This window comes from Nonomuraea sp. NPDC046570, assembly GCF_040645915.1.
Taxonomy (GTDB): Bacteria; Actinomycetota; Actinomycetes; order Streptosporangiales; family Streptosporangiaceae; genus Nonomuraea.
Genome location: NZ_JBEYZF010000024.1, coordinates 22502 through 44616 on the forward strand (window position 1 = coordinate 22502; position 22115 = coordinate 44616).

Below are 22115 nucleotides of genomic sequence, written 5' to 3' on the forward strand. Positions count from 1 at the left end.
CTCAGACGATGAGCAGGCAGGAATCCCAACCGGTGCGAGGGGCTGCCCCCGTGAGGGGGGTAAGCATGGCCAGGGCGATGCCGGAGGCTCCTTCGAGGAAGGCGGGCCCGGCTTCGTCGTTGAGCAGCGCAGCCATAGCGTGCCGGGGCTCGGCCTGTCGCGGAAGGACGTCGTCCAATAGCGCGGGAAGGAGGGCGTGGAGCTGGGCGGTGGTGGCCGGGTAGGTGCCGGTGGCGACATGCGTGACGAGGTGGACCATCCCGGCGTAGCCGTGGCACAGCGATGGATTTTCGGTCGTGGCCCGCTGGGCGGGGTCGGCCACCGCTTGGGCGAAGGCGTGTCCGGCCATGTTCAAGCGTTGTGTGTCTCCCGTGGCCAGGGCGGCGAGTTGCTGGGCGCGGGCGAGACCCGCGGCGCCGTAGCACCAGCCTTGCCGCTGAGGGCCACCCATCTCCAAGCTTCCGGCGCGCAGTTGAGTCCGGTTGACCCAGTACGGCCACCGGGGACCGGCGCTGGTGTCGTTACGCCACTGGTCGAACCACTGGGTGATGTGCAGCATCGCCTTGAGGTGGCCAGGCGCAGTGACGCCGCGACGTGCGGCGAGCGCCAGCAGGGACAGCGGGCCGCCGATGCCGTGGGCCATGCCGAAGTTGGCGTGGCCTCCCGCGAAGTGCTCGGCCCGGTGCCCGTTCGGCCCAGAGAGGGTCCACCAGCCGGGCAGCGTCTCCCCGCCCTCTTTCACCGGCTCGGTCAGCCGCACCAGGTACTCCAGCACGGCGCGCATCGTCTTGCTGCTGGGATCGCGGCGTAGCAGGTAGGAGCCAAGACCGGTCAGGCCGCGGATTACGTCGAACTCGGCCAGGGCGGGCAGTCGCCCCGCGTCGATGCGGGTGTGGGCGGCATCGACACGTCGGCGGATGTCGGCGGTGATCGTCTGATCGAGAGCGTCCAGCGCCTTCCCGAAGGATCCGGGCATCTGGGTGGCGGCACAGGTGACGGCGTGGGCGACGGCAGGCGCTCCGTAGAACAGGTGGCTGTCGGGTCCCGAGGTGAGCGGGGCGCTGGTGATGTAGACCAGCCAGTCGTGGGCGCGCTGCCACGGACGCAGCTCGGCGGCGGCCAGTTCGATGTGCAGCAGGGCGATACCGGGCGCACCGTGGGCTAGGGACTGGCGCCACCATGGCTGGGAGATCAACACTGGGGGCGCGGTGCCGGGGTCAGCCAGTCGATCAGCGACCGCTAGGGCCAGCGTGCCGACGGGATGGTGGGCGATCATCTCTGGCCCCCGTTCGTGCGGGCCCGCCAGGCAAGGGCCGCAGCGCGGGCCAGGTACAGCCCGGCGGCCTCGTCGTCGAAGTCGATGCCGCAGGCGCGCACGAAGTTGACGTGCATCAACGAGCCCAGCACGTCGTCGAACGCGATCCCTTCGGTGTCGGGTCCGGAGAAGTGAGTGCGGTAGTCGGCCAAGGCCCGATCGCGGGGTTCCCACGCGGCGACGATGGCGTCACCGCCCTCTTGGGAACGCAGCGCCGCCCAGCCGTCGTGGGGATTGGCGATGCGGACGGCCTCAGCGAATAGCGGACGCGGCACTCGCGTGGGCGCGGTGGCCGGGACATGGTCGATCAGCCACTGCATGCCCGCCGTGGTATTGCCGGTGAAGGCGATGGCGATGGCGGCGGAGTGCGCGGCCACCAGCGCCTGCCGGTGAGGCCGCGCGATCAGTCCAAGTTGGGTGAGTACGGCGCGGGAGTCGGCGCCGAACACGGCCTCGGCTGCGGTCATCGCGGGCCCGGATCCCCAGCGGCCGGTCTCCCGGTAGGAGGTGGGGTAGAGCACTTCGCGCAACAGGCCGCTCTGTTGCAGTTCGCCTGCCCAGGCGCTCACCGTGTGGGCGACGCCGCCGAACGCCGCTGGAGTGGGGAGGGCGATGCGCAGGCGTAGATGCTGGTCGGGATCGCGATAGCGGACGAACCACCAGAAGGGGTGGCCAAGTCGGTCGAGCAGGTCGGACAGGTACTCAGTGAGGATGACGTCCTGGCGGTGGAGGTCACCGTACAGGCTGGCGAGCAGCACCGGGGAGCAGGCAGGGAGTTGGCCGGAATCACGCCGGATGACCCGTGGACGGCCGGGTCGGGGCAGGCTCGGCCACGGCGGTGGTTCGACAGCCGTGAGCGGCACGATGATCTCGTGGGACCGTCCTTCGCACCAGCCGACGTCTACCGGTGCTGCGGCTTCGGTCAAGACGGCGTGCGGGGCAGTGTCCAGGTGGGCGCGAAGCAGCGCCCGGTGCCCAGCCTGGTCGAGATCGAGGGGCAGGAGGCGATCTCCTGAAGTGAGGTGCACTCGGCGCGGCAGGCGGCGGCGGGTGCGCCAGCCGGTCAAGGCGTCATCCCACACCGCCCACGGCTGGGATCGGGCGGCCACCTCGGTCGCGTCCAGCCGCCACCGCGCCGCAGACAAGATCGTGCGGCCGTAGCGCACCCGAGGCAGGAAGGGCAGGCGTTCGGCAGCGCCCCAGGAGAACATCGTCACTTGCGCGTACTGTGCGCGGCTTAGCTCGGTCAGAAGGCGGGCCAGCGGCGGCGTGTGGGTGCGCAGGTTCAGGGCGTGCATGCCTACCGCCTCCAGTCGCAGGCCACAGGAGGGGGCCGCCAGGTACATACGGCGACCGTCGCAACCGACGAATAGATCCTCCACGGTCAGCACCCGCTCATCGGGCGCGCGATGCTCGGCCAGACTGATCAAGGTCGGCAGGATCCGCGGGGATCGCGTGACGTGTGTCGTGCTCGGATCCAGCGGAGGAAAGGACAGTTGCGCTGCCTCGCTGTCGCTGTCGCCGCCCGGTAGGTCAGCCAGGCCCGCCGCCACGCAGGCGCCATCCTGTGGCTGAAGCACGCTGAGGAACCGGCCGGTCAGCACGCCTGCGGCTCGTGAGACGGTCACCACCTCAAGAGTGAAGTCACCGCGCTGAAGGGTCGCTTGGCTGGCGGCGTGCACCCGCACTCCGACCTCCAGGTGCGGGGGTGGGCGAAGATGCTCGGGGCCCAGCTCCAAGGCTGCGATCAGAGACTCGTCCAGGACGATCTCGTCACGGCCGTCGAGCGCTGCTCCTTGGGCCAGTGCCAGCAGCGTCTCATCCCGGCTTGACATCGGTGAGCGCCGCTCAGGAGTCGCTGTGCCTGGGAAACCGTCCGGCCAGCCGATACCGCTGTCCGCGACGACGTCCAGCAGCGGCACCAACGACCCGATGCCGAACCGCTCGTAGAAGCGCTGATGGTAGGCCCGCCAGACGGGGGTTCCCACCGGGTAGGCGCTCAGCCGGGTCAGGGCGAGCGCGGCACGTTCGACCTCGTGAGCCACCATGTCGGGCAGGACTGCCGCCGCGTCCAACCGCAGGTCCACCGCCAAGGGGTGCCGCTTGGACGGAGCGATGCGCCGCATCCGCTCGGCCAGCTCGGCGCGCACGTCACGCCCCTCGCCGACAGGCGACTGGTTGTGTCGCTCGAGCGCGGTGTGGAGGTCCTTCAGCGTGACCGTCAAGTCAGCGGTCTGCGTGAGCGTGGCGGCGCCGACAGTCTCCAACTGCCGCACCAGGTGGCCCAGGGCGTCGGGCTCGGTGCTGGGAGCATGCAAGCTGGTGATCAGCGCGCGATGCGCGACCAGCTCGGCAAGCATCCCCATGACCGCTGCCGGCGCAGCGTCGGGGAACTCGGCCCGCAGCTTCGCACTCAGTTCACCCACACGGAGTGGTCCGCGGGCTGTCTCGACGGCGGCGCGCACCGCTGTGGTGTATCGCAGGGACACCTCCACCGCTCCTGTTCCCTGTTCGTGCGCCTGCGGCTGGTAGGGCACGATCATGCGGCTGCCCCGCACCATCAGCGTGGTATTGGCGACCACGGGCAGTCGAGCCAGAAGAGCGCCGCAGCTCTCCAACTGGGCGATGACCTCGGCCAGCCATTCCGCCTCGGCGCGGGCGATGGCCTGATCTCGCGTGCCCCAGCGAAGTTCAGTTCGGTCGGCGAAGGAGGCCGGGGCCACTCCCGCGAGCAAGCCGAACGGCATGGCACGCCCTGTCATGCGCATCAGGTAGCGAGCCACCGACAGCACAGCGCGCCGGGTTTCGCGGACCGTGGGGACCCCGGGCGAGCAGAGGGTGCGCACCTGCCGGGCCAGCGCCGGGCTGGCATGCTCCAGAGCCTCCGCGATTTCGTCGCTCGCCCAGATGCGCCGAAGCCAGCCCACCCAGGAGGAGACGTGCTCGCGCGAAGTATCGGTCAGGTCGGGCCACGGGGGCACGTCGAGCTGTGGGTAGGCAGCGGCACGGATGAGCGCCGTTCCAGTGGACCGGAACCCCGCTGGGTGAGCCTGTGAGCGCACGTTTCCTCCGTGATAGCGGTGTCAGGTGACGGCCGGCGCCGCTGCCGGGGAAAATCTGTGCGGCGGCGCCGACCGGTATGCGGACGAGAACCTGATCAGGCGGCGCCGGTGACACAGGCGCCGCACGTGCTGGTGCATCCGTCATCAGTGACGTTGATCAGCCCGCCCGGGTCGGTCACCTCCAGAAGGCGAACGTCCAGGTCGAACTCCGGGGCACTTCGCGTGGGCGTTTGGCCCGGCTTGTGTGGCATGGCGTCCTCCACCTTGTAATTCCCTAGGCCGATCTCGGGCCCAGGGTCGTACGGGTGGCCCCGCATTCGCATGGCGGGAGCCACCATCACCGCCCTATCGGGCGGAGCCTGACGCGCTTTGAGAGTGAGAATGTCGGCGCATACGGGGCTGCCACCACGCCCGGCGGTACCTCGTCACTGCGCCTACTCCAGAGGGGGCTTGGAGTTGTCTGCACCTGCTCCCTCACGGTTGGGCATCTGATCGAGATTCGGCTGATCCTTCTCGGCGGCCTGCACTGCTGGCCCCCACAGCCTGTTCATCGCGGCAAGCATGATGAGGTCCATCCGGCCCTCCTCTCGTGTGAGCTGGGTGAATACGGACGCTCTCCTGCGAGTAGCCCGCTCGGTGGCGGCCCGTCTTTGCCGCCCAGCAGGTAGTCGTAGATACGGGCGGCGTTCGGCAAATGCGGGTTGATCGGCGGGCAAGCATGGGATTGATCTGCGGTTCCAGATGTCATCAGGGGCCTCTGGGTAGCGTGCGGCCGAGATGGCTGCTCACCGATGGGGAGGGGTGGGGCCATCGCGACCCGTGTCCGGGTGGGGAAGTGAGACTTGATGGTGCATGTCACGTCCAGGCGCCGCTGGGCCGAATGGCGCGGGCCCGGCGTCGGCACCTTCAAGGGTGGCCGCCAACCACTGGCGCTGCTACGCCAAACATGGGCCACATACTCGCCACTTCCCGCGCCATCGGCTATCACGGCTGCGCGAAATATGCTGCTTTACGAGGGTGTCCGGCCCTGCGAGCAGAACTCGCGCGTAGACAAGTGGCGAGCAAGTGGCGGAAAGGAGGTCGTCAACAGGCGTCCTGTCTTCGTCTGCGCCTCGTTATCCCTATCCACGGCGTATTGCGCGGCGGCGAGTCCGCGGGAACACCTCGATCGCCCCTGCGCCGACTGGCGGGAGCGTCTACACGCGAGATAGACAGGCAGCCTCGCCGCCAATTCTTCCGTGTGATCGCTAGTGCGATAGTGCGAGGCGATGGAGTGGCTTCCATTGGTAGCTCGCTCCTTCTCGGCGCAGTTCGACGAGGTCGACGCCCTGCACAGGCACCGTGACCGGTGCTAGGGATCGCAGTTGGCTGACCGCCTCGGCGACTAGCTGGGCGGGCCGCTGGCGGTTGTTGTAGGCCACGGCTAGATGCGGGCGGAAGCCGGCTGTGGCTTTGCCGCCGGGCATTCCCGCACGCCGTCCTACCTCCGTGAGCGCGGCGTGCAGGCCAATCAGCGGCGTCCACGGGGCCAGGGACAAGCGCAGCGCCCCGCGCGAGCCCGTCAGAGGCTGAGCGGCAATCTCGAACTCGTGCGGCAGCAGGGCCGGAGCCGATTTCGCCAGCTTGTCGATGTCGCGGGGGGCTACCAGGGCGGTATCGCCGATTCGGGTCATCGTCACGTGCAGCCATGGGCCCGCGACCGGGTCCATACCCAGACATGCCACCGACCGCTGGCACGCCTCGACCGTCTCGCTCAGCCGCCGATGTTCGGCGAAGGTGAGCATCCAGTAGTAGGCGCGACGGCCGTCGCTCCAGCCGGGCCGATCCCAGTGGCTGGTCATCTGCTCAATCTCGGTGAAAGCGGTCCACTCATGCTCGACGATCACGCGGGAGTTGTCGAGGTCGGCCGGCGGCATGACAGGGAAGGAGTGTGGATCTGGGGCCAGCACAGGAAGCACCACGAGTCTCCTTGTTCTACAGCGCGTTGACCGCAGGGGCGTCGGTCATGATCACGTCAGTGTGCAGCCGTGATCGCCAGGCTTGGAGTTCCTCGGCGAAGTCGCCGACTTCCGGCTCGTCGCGCCAGCGGCTGACCTGCTCGTGCAACTCTCTCGCGCGCTGCCACACAGATTGGATGGGGACCTCGGCGGTGGCGCGCAGCGCGCTGCGTCCCAGGGCCATGGCCTGCCCGATCTCAGGAGCGTCGTGGCGGACGAGCGCCGTGGCAACATCCAGCCCGACCAAGGCCCGGCTCCAACGTGAATCGGAGAGCTCGACCAGCTCGTTGATCTGGGCGGCGTAGGCCAGAACCTGCGCCGAATCGTCCAGCGACAGATGGGCGGTGACGGCGTTGGACAACGAACGCGCCATCGAATACGGGGCGAATGCGATACACGGGCTCATCCCCTCAGGCAAGGATGGCTCGCGCTCCGACAACTCGATCGCCTGCCCGATGGCCTGCTCGGCTCCGCGCCGATCTCCCATCCGGGCCAGAGCGCGGGCCCTGCCGTTGGCCAGCAGGCGAATGGCCTGCGCGTTCGACGGTGCCAGCGTGATCCCGGCTCTAGCGGCCGCATCGGCCTCGGCGTATCGCTGCTCGTAGTACAGCGCATACGAGCGCGTGCCCAAGGCCCACATCTCCAACGGCACGTCACCTACCTCCCGAGCGAGCAACTCCGCCTCGGTGCAATAGGCCCGCGCGGCGTCCATCACCCCGAGATTGGCCGCCATGTAGCCGAGCAGTCCCGCGACCCGGCCGGTCAGGCCGAACAACTCGGCGCACATCCGCGGCGGCTGGTGCCCAGCCAGCATCACATGCAGCATCCGCCGAACCAGACGGGCCTCGCCCACCAAGCGCTGCGGCCCCAGCGCCTCATACCTGTCCACGATGCTGTGAATGGATTCTTCCGCCATGACCAGTAGAGCTGGGTTGGACTGGGACGTGGTCAACGCGATGGCCTGGCCCACCACCTGCAGCGGATCATCGAGATCGTGGCCGCCGAGATGCGACTCGACGCCTTGGGCCAGCGCTACCGTGCCAGGAGGACTGATCAGGTGGGCGTCGTCGACGGTCTCGAACAGGCGCTCCACCGACATGCCGAACATGTGGCGCAGAACCAGGGCCGGCTCACGACGAGGCGTCCCCTTGAGCCCTCCGTGCATCCACCGATCAAAGCTCCGGCGCGAAACCGCAACACGGCGCAGCCGAGGATCGTCCTCATGCTCGGCAGCTCGCTGCGCCGCAGCAACGAACTGCCTGGAGAAGGTCTCGAACGATGTCCATCCTCGTTCGCGAACCAGACGACGAAAGCGCGTCATCACAGACGTCCTAAGACCGTGGCGGCCACGCGGCGTGAACGTGTGGCAACCCGCCCACCATCGTCGTCAAGCAGTCGCCGTTCCATCTCGCCGAACTCGGCCAGAACGATCTCCGCATCCATGGATCAGAGCTCCCTCAGATGGGACGACTTCAAACTATGAGCGTAGGCGCCAGCTGATCGGACGTCAGGAGGAATAGCAGCGTTCTCAGTACGTTCCTGTGGGCGTGTGGCACTTCTTCGAACCATGGATGAACGCCGGTGATGGCGGGAACACTGGCCGTGCCGGGATCGCGCTCGTAACGCTGTTGTGACCCCTCGCAGGGGTGATGAGGACCCGGTGAACGTGACGGGTGGCTGCCGCTGCCTGCCGTGCACGTTGCGACCCCTCGCGGGGGCGATGAGGACCATGACCTCGGGCCGCCCGAGCGGATCATGTACAGCAGGTTGTGACCCCTCGCAGGGGCGATGAGGACAGGAACGGCACGTGGGCCACGGCGGCGGACAGCTGGTGTTGTGACCCCTCGCAGGGGCGATGAGGACTGCTGCTCTACCTCGTGGACGCTAGAGCAGTAGGGTTGTGACCCCTCGCAGGGGCGATGAGGACATGCGAGAGGGCCGATCGTGAATCAACCTATGAGCGGAGTTGTGACCCCTCGCAGGGGCGATGAGGACTGGTGCGTGCACCGCTCGACCTACACGCCGACCTGTTGTGACCCCTCGCAGGGGCGATGAGGACGCCCTGTCCGCAGACGCATCGGTGGCGTACCTGGCGTTGTGACCCCTCGCAGGGGCGATGAGGACGTGAACCTCACCCGGCTACGCGACCGCCAGCTCGAGTTGTGACCCCTCGCAGGGGCGATGAGGACAGCCCGTGCTTCCCATCAACTGGAGGGGTTCGCAGGTTGTGACCCCTCGCAGGGGCGATGAGGACTCAAAGACAAGGCTCTACGTAGCTGGCTGACACGGCAGGTTGTGACCCCTCGCAGGGGCGATGAGGACTGCCGCGCGCAGTCACGATCAGCTGGAACTCCCTCAAGTTGTGACCCCTCGCAGGGGCGATGAGGACTCGGATCCATGCCCGCAGAACCGATCGGCGTGGTCGTGTTGTGACCCCTCGCAGGGGCGATGAGGACCGTCGAACGCCACTGTGTACGCCCAGTCCGGGTTGAAGTTGTGACCCCTCGCAGGGGCGATGAGGACGCCGGAGGCCGATCCGGGTTTCTCGCTCCGCTCAAACCGTTGTGACCCCTCGCAGGGGCGATGAGGACGCGATGGGACATGTCTCGGGCCCGCGCCTACCAGCTGTTGTGACCCCTCGCAGGGGCGATGAGGACCCCGGCGACCCGGTGTGGATCCACTGGCCCAACGGGTTGTGACCCCTCGCAGGGGCGATGAGGACCGGCCATCCTTGAGTACATGAGGGATCAGCAGGTCATGTTGTGACCCCTCGCAGGGGCGATGAGGACTTCTTGTCAAGGTCGGAAAAGGCTTCGCGCTCGTCATGTTGTGACCCCTCGCAGGGGCGATGAGGACCGTCATGTTCAGCAGGGCGGTCATGGCGGCGTCAGACTGTTGTGACCCCTCGCAGGGGCGATGAGGACCCGCGATCCTGAAGCGAGCCTGCAAAGAGGGCCTGTACGGGTTGTGACCCCTCGCAGGGGCGATGAGGACAAGTTCTTCCTGCCGTTCGCCATCGTCCGGCTGATCGCGTTGTGACCCCTCGCAGGGGCGATGAGGACAGCAGCGGCCTGCCGGACTCGGCCGCCATCTCTGCCAGGTTGTGACCCCTCGCAGGGGCGATGAGGACGGGGACGTCCACCGCGACCGCCACCGGGGGCAGGTGTTGTGACCCCTCGCAGGGGCGATGAGGACCTGGTAGCTGCGCCCATACAGGGTGTTCATGCGCTGTTGTGACCCCTCGCAGGGGCGATGAGGACCCCAAGGTAAAGCCGCTGGTCGGCGGCGGTGGAGCCGACGGGTTCAGGGGCCGGTTTTCAGCAGACCTCCGGTTGTGCGGGAAAGCCCGGCGTGTCGCTGACATGTGCCGCTATGAAGAGATCAAGGAGCGGAGCTAAAGGATATCCGTGGGTTCAGGTTCGGTCGCTCCCCACGCGAGGCGTTGAGGGGTGCTGCCGGGCGGGAAGGTGTAGACGATGACACTGTCGTAGCCAAGGTCGAGGACGTTGGTGACGGCGTCTTGGAAACGACGTAGCTGAGCTGAGGTGAGCTGTCCTTCGAAGACGCTGCGTTGGACGTGGTGGAGGTACTGGCGACAGGTGCGCAGGATCTGCGGATTCCGTTCGGCTGCGGTGTCATAGACCACCACGACGTACACGGAGTCACCACCAGATCCGGAAGGGTTTGTAGCCGGTGTTCTCCAGGCAGTGGCGGGTCAGAGCCAGGGCATCAAGGTAGAGCAGTTCATCGTAGGCCGCAGAACGGGCCAGGGCACGATGAGCGATAGTGACGGCGAACTCGTCCCGGACAGTCTGGACGACGAGTTTACGGCCGGTTTCGCTGAGCATCGCCTGATTAGTGTCACTATCGAAGTGGTGTTCCTTGAGTTGGTTGCGGCCAGCCATGCGCAGGAGCAAGCGCTCGGCGAAGAGTGGTTTGAACATCTCTGACAGGTCCAGCACGAGAGAGTGCCGTTGGCGTTCCATGCTGCTGTGCAGGAACGCGATACCGCTGTGCAGAGGTGTGAGGCGGACGGCGGTGAGGACACGGGCGTACACGATGCCGTTGACGTAGCTGATGAAGGCGTTGCCGGCGTTCTTGGGCGGTCGCCGACTGCGTCCGTCGAGTTGGAGCCACTCGGGGAGTTTGGTGTCTATGACGGCCCAGGCTGAGCGGCGGAAAGTTCCTTCGGCGCCCATCAGGTGGGCAGCGCTTTCAGCCTCGGCTACGGTGTTTTGGAGAACGGTGTAGGGACGGGTGAGGAGTCTGCGGTCGACGACACGGCGGACATTGAAGGCTGTGGCTTCGACGATATCGCGTGCGATCTTCAGAGCGGCGTCGGGGTCGCCGGCAAGCCGGGCCTGGGCGAGGACGGTCTCACCTGAGGTGCTGGTGTCAGAGGTCAGCAGGGAGCCCGCATAATCGCCGTAGTAGCTGAGCAGATGGACATTGATGCGGTGCCGGTTGAGCAGGGAAACGACCGCAGTGTTGATGTCAGTTTCAGCGCAGGCGACAATATCTCGCACATCGGTGATGGGGATGTGGACGGGTGAGGCGTTCTCACGCTCGATCAGCAGTGACTGATCCTTGCGCCGGATCCGGCAGGGGCTGGTCAGCCAGTGCGGTCGGCAAGGGTCACTCCGTCCAGCAGTAGTCAGTGAAGCTACATCCGCGGCAGGCGCTGCGGGCGAGTCGGGGCGGGGAGACTGGCAGCACCGCTGTCTCCAGGACATCGGCGATATCGGCTTCTGCTTGCATCGCGTCCTGTTCGGTGTAGATCAGCTTTTTTGTCCGGCGGGTCTTGGGATAGTGCAGGACCGCCCCTTGTGCGTCGACTCCGACACGGTGCAGACGGTGGCAGTAGTGGCGGGCCTGAGCCTCATCTGCGGCGGTCGGCTTGCTGGACGACTTCACCTCGTGCACCCACTTGTGCCCATCAACGAAGTCCAGGCGGGCGGCGCCGAGATCCACGGGGGTATTTCGGGTATAGGTGGTGTCGTGGACGGCCTCGCCCAACTGCACCGCCGCGTTCAGGTGCTCTGGTCACACGCCCCGCAGGAAGAGCCAGAGCTGACGGCGGCAGTGGTAGAGGTACTTGATGTGGGTCCCGCCGATGTCTTCGGCCTCGATCACAAGACCTCCCCCGGATGGTAGGTGGACTGGGCGGGGCCGCGGACGGCGCGCAGGCCCAGCTGGGGGTCATAGTCACCGTCGATGATGCGGACCTGGAGTTTCTTGTCGTAGCCGCTGAGGCGACCGGCCCAGTAGGGCATGGGGATCAGGTATTCGTCGGCCAGCAGACGACCGGCTTTGGGCTGTCCTGAGGCTTGGGCCAGGGCGTCGGCGTAGGCGTCCCGGTCGTTGGCGAGGATCGCTTCGGTGCCGTCGAAGAGTTCGTCGAAGACAGCGGTGAGCTCGGAGCGGGAGTCGAAGGGCCGACGGAAGGTGAGGAGCCTGCGGGTGAAGGCCTCACAGTAGTCGCGGACTTCCTCACGCCAGGAGGCTCCCCAGGTGGTGGCGTAGATGTGGTTGAGCCAGGCGGTGGCGTTGGCCTCGTCGACGACAGCGTCGGCGTGGGCGGCCAAGAGCTGCCAGGCAGTTTCGACAGGTTCGCGGGGGTAGATTCCGTCTGCGTAGTCGGCGCCTGGTGCGTTGCGGCGGGTTGTCCAGCAGGGGTGGTGGACGATGACGTCGGCGGGGAGCCGGGCGGCGAGGCGGTTGACGCGGCCGAATCGCTGGAGCAGGGCTTCCAGGGGGGCCGCCGCTGTCAGGAGCACGTCGAAGTCCAGGTCCAGGCTGACCTCTACGCATTGTGTCGCGACCAGGAGCCCTGGACGCCGGTTCCGCAGGTCGGTGCCGAACCTGTCTCTGATGTTCTGCTCGATGCCGTTGCGGTCCCCCCGGCGGAAACGAGAGTGCAGTAGCAGCGCGGAGCCCTCGCCGTATCGTTCCTCGACGTCAGGGGCGAGTTCTTCGAACAACTCCAACGCTTGGGCGACGTTGTTGGCCACCACCAGGACGGACGCGTCTCGGGTTAGGCGGGAGCGGATCTCAGTGAGCGCCGACGGGTCGGTGAGGTGGTGGTCCCTGGTACGGAGGCGATGGCGGGGTGGCAGATCGAGGCCTTCGGCGTCCACGAGATGGACGGGGTGGGTGAGCGTCTGAGTGAACAGGTCGGACAGCACGTCGGGGAGGGTGGCCGAGACGACGGCGATGCGTCCGCCGAGGCGTTCCCAAAGGCGGGCGGAGGCAAGGATGCAGCCGAGCCGTTGGGGATCGTAGACGTGGAGTTCATCGAGGACGAAGACGGAGTTGGCCGCGTCGATGAGAATGCCGGAGTGGGCGGGGCCTGCCAGAGCGGCGCGCAGCAGCTGGTAGGGGGTGGCGACCCGGACGCTCTCGTGGAACAGCTTGGTGGCGGCGGCGCGGGAGACGGCCTTGGTGGCGGCGTCGACGCGACAAGGGTCGTTGTCCTGGTCGGTCTCGTCACCGTCCTCGGGAGCGATCGACGCGGCCAGATGGTAGGAGGCGGCCTTGGAGTGCGCGACCCCGACGGTGCCGGGAGCTTGGAAGAGGTCTTGGAGGCGGTCGGCCATCGCGTTGATGGACGACAGGTAGGGCAGGACGAAGAAGACTCTCGGCACTCCGCCGGTCTCCTGGGCCAGGTCAGTGACCTGAGTGGCCGCCCACAGCAGGACGGCCTCGGTCTTGCCGCTGCCGGTCGGTGCCCGCAGCAGCAGATGGCCCCGTCGTGTCTCGGCGCGCACCTGGTGAGGGCGCAGCGTTCTGCCCTGATCGGCGAATCTCCGATCGAGGAGCGTGCGGAACGAGCCGTCCAGGGGCTGGGTGAGGGACAGCCACCCGTGCGCGGACGACAGGTGGTCGGCCAGAGTGACGGCTCCCTGCAAGAGAACGGCGGTGAGCCCGCGATCGGGTGCGACCCGCTCTTCCCATTGCTCCAGCACCGCGCCGAGTAAGCCGTACGCGGTCTCCAGCAAGGTAGCGGTGTCCAGCTGCGCCCGCGGCGGGTCGGCCATGGGCAAGCCTTCCGCCTGCGCCGTGTGGCGGAACCATTCCTCCAGCTCGGGGACGGCCCGCGGGGGGATCGGCCCGATCCTCTTCCGCAGCTCGGCCACGTCGCAGTCGCCGTACAGGCCCATCAGGTCACGGCCGGGCTCGCCGTACAGAGGCCGGTGATGGGTGGCCACCGCGGTGGCCACCCATCGCAGCAGGTCAGGGTCGTGGATGAGGGACGGCAGGAAACCCAGGGACAAGACCTCGTGCCGTTCTCCCCACACCCGTATCCGTCCTGCGAGCATGTCCTGGAAGCCGGTGGGAAGCTTTCCGCCGTCGTGGGTGAGGGCGGCGAGTTCGACAGCCGTCCAGAACAACGGCCTGAGACCGTCGTCGAGGCACGGGAGCGTTCCCACTCGGTGCGAGAGCTGACGGGCTGCCGCGCGGGTCGCGACCAGGTGATCGGTGAGCGGCTCTGGAGGACGGCCGTCCCGGCTGCTCTTGGCACGAACGGATGCCAGTTCCACCGGTGTCACCGCCAGGTGACGGTGTCAGGGTGGCAAACAGGTAGCAGCGCCACTGCCTGCCCGTCCTCGGTCGATCGGCTCCCCGGGACCAGGGTCTGGCTGAGGCCGGAGGAGTCGTATCGGTAGGTATCCCACTTCGTCCGGTCCCGACGGGGACCGATGGCCGTCGGCAGCCGCAGCGGCGTCCCCCCGGGCACCCCGGCCTCGTCGGGAACGATCGCGGATCGCAGTTCCCCAGGCTCGGGGGTGAGGTGCACCAAACGGAGCGAGATACCCACGAGGTCCTGGCTACGACCTAGGCGCAGCGGCCACACCGGGCGGCGTAGCCTCCGCCACCAGATGTCGGTGTCCTCAGGCAGCCACAATGTCAGAACGGCTCCGGCCAGGAATTCGCGATGCCGGGGAGTGGGAGATGCCTTCTTCCCGGAGGCGTCCAGCGGATGGTAGGTCTCGTAGTCGATGTTCTTTCCGCCCGACCGGAACGCCATCGCGAAACGCAGCCTCGGGTCGACAGCGTCCCATCTCCCGGCGGCACCGGCCAGCAGCCCTCCGACGGTCGCCGGTGACGGGCACGGCAAGGTGACCTGCACGCCCGCGTACAGCGGGTTGCGGAAGGAGGCGACAGGCGCGGTGACTGTCGCCTCCAGCGCGGTGGATTTCGTGGCGGTCATGCCACCGGGTCCTCGAACCAGCCGTCGTGGTCGCCTTGCCGGACTTCGCACGCAAGGCCGGTCAGCATGACGCGGGGGTGCTCGATGGCCACCTTGCGATCCTCGATGAGGTCCTTCAGCTCCCGCACTGCCTTGTCGCGCTGGTCCTTGAGGAATCCCGGTGCCCACCCCAGCCGGACTGGCCCGTCCAGTTCATCGGCCCAGGCGCTGATCTCCTCACGCAGCACGTCGGAGTCGAATGCGGGCCTGCCGTCGCGAGCGCCCACCACTCGGGTGAAAGGGTTGACCCCACCCTTCACCGGTGCCAGCAGCACCAGTGCAGGGGTGCGGTCGCCGTAGTGCAGCGACTGCTTGGCGCCGCCTCGCAGCTTCGCCAGGCTCTCCAGCAGGACCGCGACCCGGCGGCGGCGCTCTTCCTGCGGCAGACGCAGCGCGTCGATGCCGCGCAGCACCGTCCGGGTGGAGCCTTCAGCCTCGGCCTCCTGCGCGGTGGCCGGGCTGAGTGCGACCCGTAGGCCGCTGCCGTCGGTCTCGAACACGCCCACCCGCGGGACGTCTAGCAGTACGTCGGCGGCCAAGACCGCGCTATACAGCTCGTGCTGGTGGATGACGGGGTGCTCGCCGGCGGGGAAGTCCCGGCTCATCGTCCCGAAGTCGCCGGTGGGCCGCTGTGGGGTGAGGGACACGAAAGTGCCGGTGGCCAGCACGGTGTCACGCTGGTAGTTCTGCTTGCTCAACGCGACCATGTAGCCGAACAGATCGTCGTCCATGTAGCGGTCCGGGCGGCCTTCGGTGTGGGCCTGCTGCTTCTTGCCCGAACCCGAACGGGTCACCCCGGAACGGGGCTCGTCTCGCGGGAGGGAGTCACGCAGCCAGCGGCGCACCGCCTGTGCCGACACGTACGGGTAGACGTCCCGGCCCACCCGCAACTGCTTGACCTTGCCGATGTTGTCCTCGCCCTCGCCGTTGTTGGGCGCACCCGCGACGATGTCGAGGACGATCTTTCCGGCCAGGTAGCTCACTGTTCTTCCTCCTCGTTGACGAAGTTGGCGTCGGTGGTGTTCTCGATCTCTTCCAGGTCCTCCTCGGCGTTCTTGGAGCGCCAGCCGAGCTGAGACAGCTCCTCCAGCACGCCGAAGAGGAAAACGTCGCGGTGGAACCAGGCGGGGTTGTCCTGGCCGGGGCCGAACAGCAGGACGAACGCCCGCTCGGTCACCAGGGGGCCCTCGGCTTTCCCCGGCGGCTGGATCGCCCACTCCAGGCTGTGCTTGATCAACCATGCCCGCATCTTGCGGGGGTCCCGCATGGAGGCACGCAGGCCGTTGAGCTTTCCCCCGGTCTCCTGCCTGCTCAGCAGGCCCGCGACCTTGTGCGCGGCGGTTCTGATCTCGGTGAGATCCTTCTCGTTCATCTGCATCACCTCGGTGACGAAGGAATAGAGCAGGTGCGAAGCGGAGGCCGCCTGCTCACGGTCGTGGTCGGGAAGGGAGAGGACCCGTCCCAGGTGGCGGACCGCGGTGGTGAACAGGCGCGCCGGCTCAGCGAAAGCGTTGCGGGCCAGCACCACGACTCCGGCCGAGTAGGCCGTGACATGGGCCCTCACCAGGAATGCGAAACCCTTCCTGTTCGCCGGGCGAAGAGTCAGGCGCAGCCACTCAGCGAGCGGCTGGTCCAGCGAATGGACCTCCAGGGACTGGCCTCGGTTGTTGTTGTTGAAGACCAGCAATTCCACCCCGGCGATGAGTGGCCTGCTGTGTTCGCGCAGCGCCCGCAAGGCCACCACCTCACGGACCGCCGCGTAGCCCTCGGCGACTTTGCCGGTCTCAGCGATGATCGAATTGCGGTCCACCTGGCGGTGGACGGTCCTTCGCATGAACCCCGCGTCCCAGCTATGCAGCGCGTACGAGGCGCCGCCCGTCAGATGGCTGCCATAAGGAAGAGCGTGGAAACTCACCAAGCACGGCCGGCACAAGGCCATACCTTCATGTCCACGCGGTGTGCTGTTGCGGTAGGCGTCGCTCTCAGCCAGGGGAACATCGACTTTCCCGAAATACCCGATCGCCGGACGTCCGCACAGAATGCAGTCAACATCTGGGCTTGCACCGTCTCCAGACGCGCTCTGCCACTCCCCCACCCGCGCCTTGATGACGCCATCGGGCTTCTTGCCGTTGCTCGGATGGTTCATCGGCGAGTTCGGCGTCACGGAATAGCTCACCTTGAGCCAGAACCCCTCGGCGGTCTTGCTGTCCCGTACCAGAGCGGCCCGGGTGGCATCCCGCGTCATCGTCTTCACCACCCGCTCGAAGTCCTCGGCCGGTAGCTCATCCGGCACCAGATCGCCGGCCAGCGCAGCCACGGCATGCGCGCCGATCCGCTGCAGCGGGTGCGCCGTCAGCACCAGCCGTGCCTGCTCCACGTCGTCGGTGCGGGTCATACACCCACCCATCCGAAGCCGGCGCTGTTGGCCTGTCCCAAACCCCAGCTCCACAAGGCCCGCAGCACCTCGGGATCGGCGCTGATCGTCACCTCCACACAGGCGCCCGGCTTACTTCCACCCGCACCAGTACTGCCTGCGACGGCGAACGACCGCTTGGGCCCGACCCAGGTGACGCACTCCAGGACGACATCGGAATCCAGCCCCAGAGTCTCGGCTTTGCGCCGCAGGTTGCGCTCGAACGCCAGATCCCACCCCGGCTCCCCCGGCAGCAACCAGTCCTGCCGCGTCTCGCGCACCCCCGAGGCCCCCACCCCGGCCCCCTTCACCACCACAGGCGTACTTGTGCGGAAGACAGCCTGGCCAGAGGGGAACGACGGCGCCTCCAGCACGCGGACCTCATCCACGAAGAACGCCGTGGCCCCCCACGCCAGAACCGGCACACCCGCAAGCGCCGACCCGAGGGCTTCCACAACTTCCGGCACCGGACTGCCCAGCTCCCACGCCCCAGGCCCGCCCAGCGCGTAGACCCCACGACGCCGCTCCGCTCGGGGAAAAACCGGAGCCGAGTAGCCGAACGGCACCATGCCGTACGGCTTCAGGCCCTGGGCATGGATCTCCGCCCCCAGCTCAGGAGCCTCACGATCCAGCAGCGAATACACCAGCGCTCTTCCTGGCCGTACCACCGAAGCCCAGGCCAGCTCCCGCGCTTCCGTATGGATATCCACCAGCACCCGCACCCTGCCCCTCCCCAGTCGCTCGCCATGCCCAAGCCAGAAATGTCAGCGGTATCTGGAACAGTGACCGCCATGCACTCCTGCGTAACGACGCTCACGCTAACGCAACAATCCAATGAATGCCATGAAATCGAGAAGAACGAGTCTCGACCCATATTCAGCAACCATGACAAAAGCCTCAGGCGGGCGACGTTGCTATGATGACGTGCAGTTATTCCCTGGGCTCATTGATGACCCCTGGGGTCGCAACAGACTGGTTCTCCTCGTGAAAGACATGGGAACCTGACCCTCATCGCCCCTTGAGGGGTTTTAGTCCGTAAATGCCGGGTTCGAGCCCTAGGCTGTACCGCATTAAATCTCATTGCATAGGGTTTGAGGTGCAGTTCTTCCAAACGTCTATGCGGCTCGGTGGTACTTGTTGATCAGCCCGCCGAGTACCTTGCGACGCGTGATCCGGTGAGGCTCAATTACAGGATTCGGCCTCTGACCTACCGGTTCTGGGTGGCGTTAGCTGGCGATCTGATACTCGTTGATGAGGGCGCCGAGGATGACTCTGCGGTGGATTCGGTGGCTGTGTGCCTGCCGAAAATCTCATCCGCGCAGTACAAGCTGCATATGAGTATTCATGGAGGAGTCCGCCAAGTTGGTCTCGTCGGCTTATGTTCAGGTCGACGATTCGCTCTGGATCGGCGATCCCGGTTGGGACGGCGCGCAGCGGAGCCGCCTGGCCAAAGGCCTGGTGGGCTCGATGCTGGTTGTAGAACCGCTCGTACCCGCGCAGGGCATGACGCAGGTGGCGTTCGTTCCACAGCAAGCAGCGGTCGAGCAGCTCTCCGCGGCATGACCGCACCCACCTCTCCATGACCGAGTTCATCCCCGGGATCCAGATACCGGTGAGCAAAGTCTGGATACCCTGCCGCAGCGAGGATCTCCTCCACGAGGGCGGGGAACCTCCCGTCCCGGTCGCGGATCAGATAGCGCGCCCGCCTACCCGCATCGCCTGAATCCATCGCGAGATTTCTCATCGCCTGGATGTGCTCCCTGATCCGGCCGCAGTTGCGACCCCTCGCAGGGGCGATGAGAACCTGCTCTCGCATGGTGTTCAGCGTAGGCAGGGCTGTTGTGACCCCTCGCAGGGGCGATGAGGACAGGCGTGGCGGCGCAGCACGCGGACACGACGCTCGTGTTGTGACCCCTCCAGGGGCGATGAGAACCCTATGCCCGCGCGTCAGCCTGCTACAACCTGGCCACGTTGTGACCCCTCGCAGGGCGATGAGGACCTTCTGGTCCGGAACCGGCGGCATGTTGGAGCAGGTGTTGCGACCCCTCGCAGGGGCGATGAGGACGACTCACCGCCACGAGCTACGCGGCCACCGCTACGAGTTGTGACCCCTCGCAGGGGCGATGAGGACGGCGGAATGTCGATCGGCACCAAGACCCGCAAAGAGTTGTGACCCCTCGCAGGGGCGATGAGGACTCACATGGCCAACCCCGACACCCTGCAGAAGGTCGCGTTGTGACCCCTCGCAGGGGCGATGAGGACCTCCGTGACGCGCTTCCCCTTCGGCGTGGTCCAGGCATGTTGTGACCCCTCGCAGGGGCGATGAGGACGACGGCCGCGACCCTCCTTGTCCTTGGTCACGTGGTGTTGCGACCCCTCGCAGGGGCGATGAGGACTCGACCACGGGGCAGGGCTCGACCTCATGTGGGCTGGTTGTGACCCCTCGCAGGGGCGATGAGGACGAGCCCACCTGTCCCTGTGGCGGGCCCTGCACGCCGGGTTGTGACCCCTCGCAGGGGCGATGAGGACCGACGGCGACCTCCGCGTCCTGCTCGGCGGGCAGCTGTTGTGACCCCTCGCAGGGGCGATGAGGACCTGACGTACTGCGTCCTGAACGGACGTAGCTTGGCGTTGTGACCCCTCGCAGGGGCGATGAGGACTCGCCGACGGTGTCGGCGGGGCCGTGGCCGAGGGGTTGTGACCCCTCGCAGGGGCGATGAGGACGTACGAGCAGGTAGCCCGCGCGCTGAGCATGGTGTAGTTGTGACCCCTCGCAGGGGCGATGAGGACCCCGGCAGGCCGCGCTTGGCCGGCGACCGTACCTGATGTTGTGACCCCTCGCAGGGGCGATGAGGACCCCCGACTACTCCAGCACCAAGCCAGGAGTCGTCGTGTTGTGACCCCTCGCAGGGGCGATGAGGACGTGGTGCGCCTAATGGAAAGGACGGAAAGTGACTAGTAGTTGTGACCCCTCGCAGGGGCGATGAGGACTCTGTATCAGTGCAACACGTGTCAGGGGACGTGTTGTGACCCCTCGCAGGGGCGATGAGGACGGCCGCACCCTCCGCGTCGCCAAGGTCGTCTACCTGTTGTGACCCCTCGCAGGGGCGATGAGGACTCCACTCCGAAACAGATCTTGCCGCCGCCCTGGCCCTTGAGTTGTGACCCCTCGCAGGGGCGATGAGGACGCCCACCTCAGGCCCTACCGGGGCCACCACACACCTGTTGTGACCCCTCGCAGGGGCGATGAGGACTCCAGATCAAAGGTGGTAAGGATCAAGATTTTTGGCGAGTTGTGACCCCTCGCAGGGGCGATGAGGACACGCAGTGGTGGATGTCCTCCAAGACCTGCCCACGTTGTGACCCCTCGCAGGGGCGATGAGGACCCCAAGGTAAAGCCGCTGGTCGGCGGCGGTGGAGCCGACGGGCTCGGGGGCCGGTTTTCAGCAGACCTCCGGTTGTGCGGGAAAGCCCGGCGTGTCGCTGACATGTGCCGCTATGAAGAGATCAAGGAGCGGAGCTAAAGGATATCCGTGGATTCAGGTTCGGTCGCTCCCTACGCGAGAGGACTCCGCCCAGCCGATCTCGTCGGCGTACGTTCAGGTCGACGATTCCGGCCAGATCGGTGATGGGATCCGGGACGGCGCGTAGTGGAGCCCCCTGCGCCAAGACTTGATGGGCTCGATGCTGGTTGTAGAACTCCTCATACTCGCGCAGAGCTTGCCGCAGGTGGCGTTCCTTCCAGAGCAAGCATCGATCCAGAAGCTCACAACGGCAGGACTGACGGAAGTCGTCGCGGGCCCAGCGGATGCCTTCGGCGATGTTGGTGTGGTTGAGCAGGCGTAGCGCGCCGAGCGCATAGCTTCTCATCGTCGCGAGGATGGACGGGGCGGAGGCGGTGCGGATCCGGCAGCGGTCCTCGCCGAGAGTGGCGTCCCGAACGTAATGATCTTGATTTTCAATCGACCACTCACCTCTCACCAGCTCCGCGAGACGGCGCGGTCCTGCCAGGTCGGCGGGCAGGCTGGTGACGCCGAGCATCCACGCCGGGTCGTAGACGTAGCGTTCGAGCAGGAAGACCTCCCGGGCTCGCGGGAAGCGGATGCCAGGCGGGGCGGGCAGGACCTGGATGGTGCGGATCTCGGTGCGACCGTGGCCGCGGTCGTAGGTGGTCCACTCGATGGGGACGTCCTTCCAGGCCAGGGCATCCAGCTGGTCGAACAGTTTCGGCTGGTTGCCGCCGACGTGGAAGACGTAGAAGGCGTCGCGCCGATGCAGGTAACGGGTGTGTTCGCGCTGGCAGTGGAGCCGATCGGCCGTGATCACGACGTTCGTCAGGCAGCCGATCTGGTCCAGCAGCGACGCGAAAGCGGTGATCTCGTTGCTCTTGGCGCTGACATCACAGGTGGCGACCATGCCACCGTCCTCGGCCAGCAGCACGCCGAGGCGGTGTCGGGCAGACCGGCCGGTGGTGGCGCTGCCGCGCGAGGTCTTGCCCTCCACGGTCATCGGGATCAGCTCATCAGGATCGTCGTAGAAGTCGTGCAGCTGGCCAGCGCGGTGCGCGGCGTAGGGCGGCATCCACTGCCGCCGCGTTGACCTGGGCGAACGTCCGGCACACAGTATCGGGGTGCGGAGCGGTGAAGACGCCGGTCCGCTGATCGTGGCGAGCCGCCGAGCTGGGCCAACACCTCCTGCGGCGCGCAGGCGATCCATTGCCGGATCGCCGCGTAGCTGGTCGCGCCGGACACGAGCACGGCCTAGACCAGGCCCAGGATCACCGCGAGTGGATGACGGCGTCCACGCGGGTCACGAGGGTCAGGGATCTGCGCCCACACCTGGCGAAGGTCGCTCATGTCCACGCCCGCCCCGTCAGCGGCGAGCTGGTGCTCGTCAGCGCCGCTGACGATAGCGGTGGTGGCGGACATGGCGGACACGACGGCAGGATTCCGAGTGAGGAGAAGACGCAGATTTGCTCTGCGGCTGCTGAACACGGATCACGCGCGATTCCGGGCGCGTCGCACCGGGACGGTCAAGAGAAGACCTTCCCGTAAGGCCGTTCCAGGCCGCCGCGCCC

18 protein-coding genes and 2 CRISPR repeat arrays are annotated in these 22115 nt (G+C 66.9%); of the genes, 1 reads left to right on the top strand and 17 read right to left on the bottom strand.

The window, feature by feature from the left end; genetic code table 11:
• Nucleotide 1: 1 nt before the first annotated feature.
• From ABZ911_RS30410 to ABZ911_RS30480, 15 genes are all read right to left on the bottom strand, one after another.
• A complete protein-coding gene (locus ABZ911_RS30410; RefSeq protein ID WP_358063441.1) occupies nucleotides 2-1276 on the bottom strand; it encodes a lanthionine synthetase C family protein in 1275 nt (424 codons plus the stop codon).
• Nucleotides 1273-4296 (bottom strand): lantibiotic dehydratase, encoded by a 3024-nt coding sequence (locus ABZ911_RS30415; RefSeq protein ID WP_358063443.1) that lies wholly within the window; start codon nucleotides 4294-4296, stop codon nucleotides 1273-1275. The genes ABZ911_RS30410 and ABZ911_RS30415 overlap by 4 nt, the downstream gene beginning before the upstream one ends.
• A 176-nt stretch (nucleotides 4297-4472) precedes the next feature.
• Nucleotides 4473-4715, bottom strand: a complete 243-nt coding sequence (locus ABZ911_RS30420; protein WP_358063702.1) for an FxLD family lanthipeptide — start codon at nucleotides 4713-4715, stop codon at nucleotides 4473-4475.
• Nucleotides 4716-4811: 96 nt separating this feature from the next.
• Nucleotides 4812-4952: a hypothetical protein gene (locus ABZ911_RS30425; RefSeq protein ID WP_358063446.1), complete on the bottom strand. Its 141-nt coding sequence runs from the start codon at nucleotides 4950-4952 to the stop codon at nucleotides 4812-4814.
• Between the two features lie 672 nt (nucleotides 4953-5624).
• Nucleotides 5625-6335 (bottom strand): 2'-5' RNA ligase family protein, encoded by a 711-nt coding sequence (locus tag ABZ911_RS30430; RefSeq protein WP_358063449.1) that lies wholly within the window; start codon nucleotides 6333-6335, stop codon nucleotides 5625-5627.
• 16 nt (nucleotides 6336-6351) lie between these two features.
• Nucleotides 6352-7695, bottom strand: a complete 1344-nt coding sequence (locus tag ABZ911_RS30435) for a hypothetical protein (protein ID WP_358063452.1) — start codon at nucleotides 7693-7695, stop codon at nucleotides 6352-6354.
• Complete coding sequence (locus ABZ911_RS30440; RefSeq protein WP_358063455.1) at nucleotides 7695-7817, bottom strand: hypothetical protein; 123 nt, start codon at nucleotides 7815-7817, stop codon at nucleotides 7695-7697. Before ABZ911_RS30440 ends, ABZ911_RS30435 begins: the two co-directional genes overlap by 1 nt.
• A 184-nt stretch (nucleotides 7818-8001) precedes the next feature.
• Nucleotides 8002-9634: direct repeats of the CRISPR family, unit length 30 nt; unit sequence GTTGTGACCCCTCGCAGGGGCGATGAGGAC.
• 134 nt (nucleotides 9635-9768) lie between these two features.
• A complete protein-coding gene (cas2, locus tag ABZ911_RS30445) occupies nucleotides 9769-10032 on the bottom strand; it encodes a CRISPR-associated endonuclease Cas2 (RefSeq protein WP_358063458.1) in 264 nt (87 codons plus the stop codon).
• 4 nt (nucleotides 10033-10036) lie between these two features.
• Nucleotides 10037-11032, bottom strand: a complete 996-nt coding sequence (cas1, locus tag ABZ911_RS30450; RefSeq protein WP_358063705.1) for a CRISPR-associated endonuclease Cas1 — start codon at nucleotides 11030-11032, stop codon at nucleotides 10037-10039.
• Entirely contained in the window at nucleotides 11010-11408 is a 399-nt protein-coding gene (locus ABZ911_RS30455; RefSeq protein ID WP_358063708.1) for a Dna2/Cas4 domain-containing protein, read from the bottom strand. The genes cas1 and ABZ911_RS30455 overlap by 23 nt, the downstream gene beginning before the upstream one ends.
• A gap of 95 nt (nucleotides 11409-11503) precedes the next feature.
• The gene (cas3, locus tag ABZ911_RS30460) at nucleotides 11504-13924 is read right to left on the bottom strand and encodes a CRISPR-associated helicase Cas3' (protein ID WP_358063460.1); all 2421 of its coding nucleotides are present in this window, start codon (nucleotides 13922-13924) and stop codon (nucleotides 11504-11506) included.
• Entirely contained in the window at nucleotides 13921-14586 is a 666-nt protein-coding gene (gene cas5 / locus ABZ911_RS30465) for a CRISPR-associated protein Cas5 (protein WP_358063463.1), read from the bottom strand. Before cas5 ends, cas3 begins: the two co-directional genes overlap by 4 nt.
• Complete coding sequence (gene cas7i, locus ABZ911_RS30470; RefSeq protein ID WP_358063466.1) at nucleotides 14583-15608, bottom strand: type I-B CRISPR-associated protein Cas7/Cst2/DevR; 1026 nt, start codon at nucleotides 15606-15608, stop codon at nucleotides 14583-14585. Before cas7i ends, cas5 begins: the two co-directional genes overlap by 4 nt.
• Nucleotides 15605-17020 (bottom strand): hypothetical protein, encoded by a 1416-nt coding sequence (locus tag ABZ911_RS30475; protein WP_358063469.1) that lies wholly within the window; start codon nucleotides 17018-17020, stop codon nucleotides 15605-15607. The genes cas7i and ABZ911_RS30475 overlap by 4 nt, the downstream gene beginning before the upstream one ends.
• Nucleotides 17017-17760 carry a CRISPR-associated endoribonuclease Cas6 gene (locus ABZ911_RS30480; protein WP_358063472.1) on the bottom strand — a complete coding sequence of 248 codons (744 nt, stop codon included), beginning with the start codon at nucleotides 17758-17760 and terminating at the stop codon, nucleotides 17017-17019. The genes ABZ911_RS30475 and ABZ911_RS30480 overlap by 4 nt, the downstream gene beginning before the upstream one ends.
• A 622-nt stretch (nucleotides 17761-18382) precedes the next feature.
• Between ABZ911_RS30480 and ABZ911_RS30485 the strand changes: the two genes are divergently transcribed.
• Nucleotides 18383-18601 (top strand): hypothetical protein, encoded by a 219-nt coding sequence (locus ABZ911_RS30485; protein ID WP_358063475.1) that lies wholly within the window; start codon nucleotides 18383-18385, stop codon nucleotides 18599-18601.
• 211 nt (nucleotides 18602-18812) lie between these two features.
• A CRISPR array of direct repeats spans nucleotides 18813-20424; the repeat unit is 30 nt; unit sequence GTTGTGACCCCTCGCAGGGGCGATGAGGAC.
• Nucleotides 20425-20545: 121 nt separating this feature from the next.
• Here the strand turns inward: ABZ911_RS30485 and ABZ911_RS30490 are convergent.
• Both ABZ911_RS30490 and ABZ911_RS30495 read right to left on the bottom strand, forming a co-directional pair.
• On the bottom strand, nucleotides 20546-21619 hold the full coding sequence (locus ABZ911_RS30490) for an ISAs1 family transposase (protein ID WP_358063477.1): 1074 nt from the start codon (nucleotides 21617-21619) through the stop codon (nucleotides 20546-20548).
• A gap of 179 nt (nucleotides 21620-21798) precedes the next feature.
• The gene (locus tag ABZ911_RS30495; protein ID WP_358063480.1) at nucleotides 21799-21975 is read right to left on the bottom strand and encodes a hypothetical protein; all 177 of its coding nucleotides are present in this window, start codon (nucleotides 21973-21975) and stop codon (nucleotides 21799-21801) included.
• Nucleotides 21976-22115: the final 140 nt, after the last annotated feature.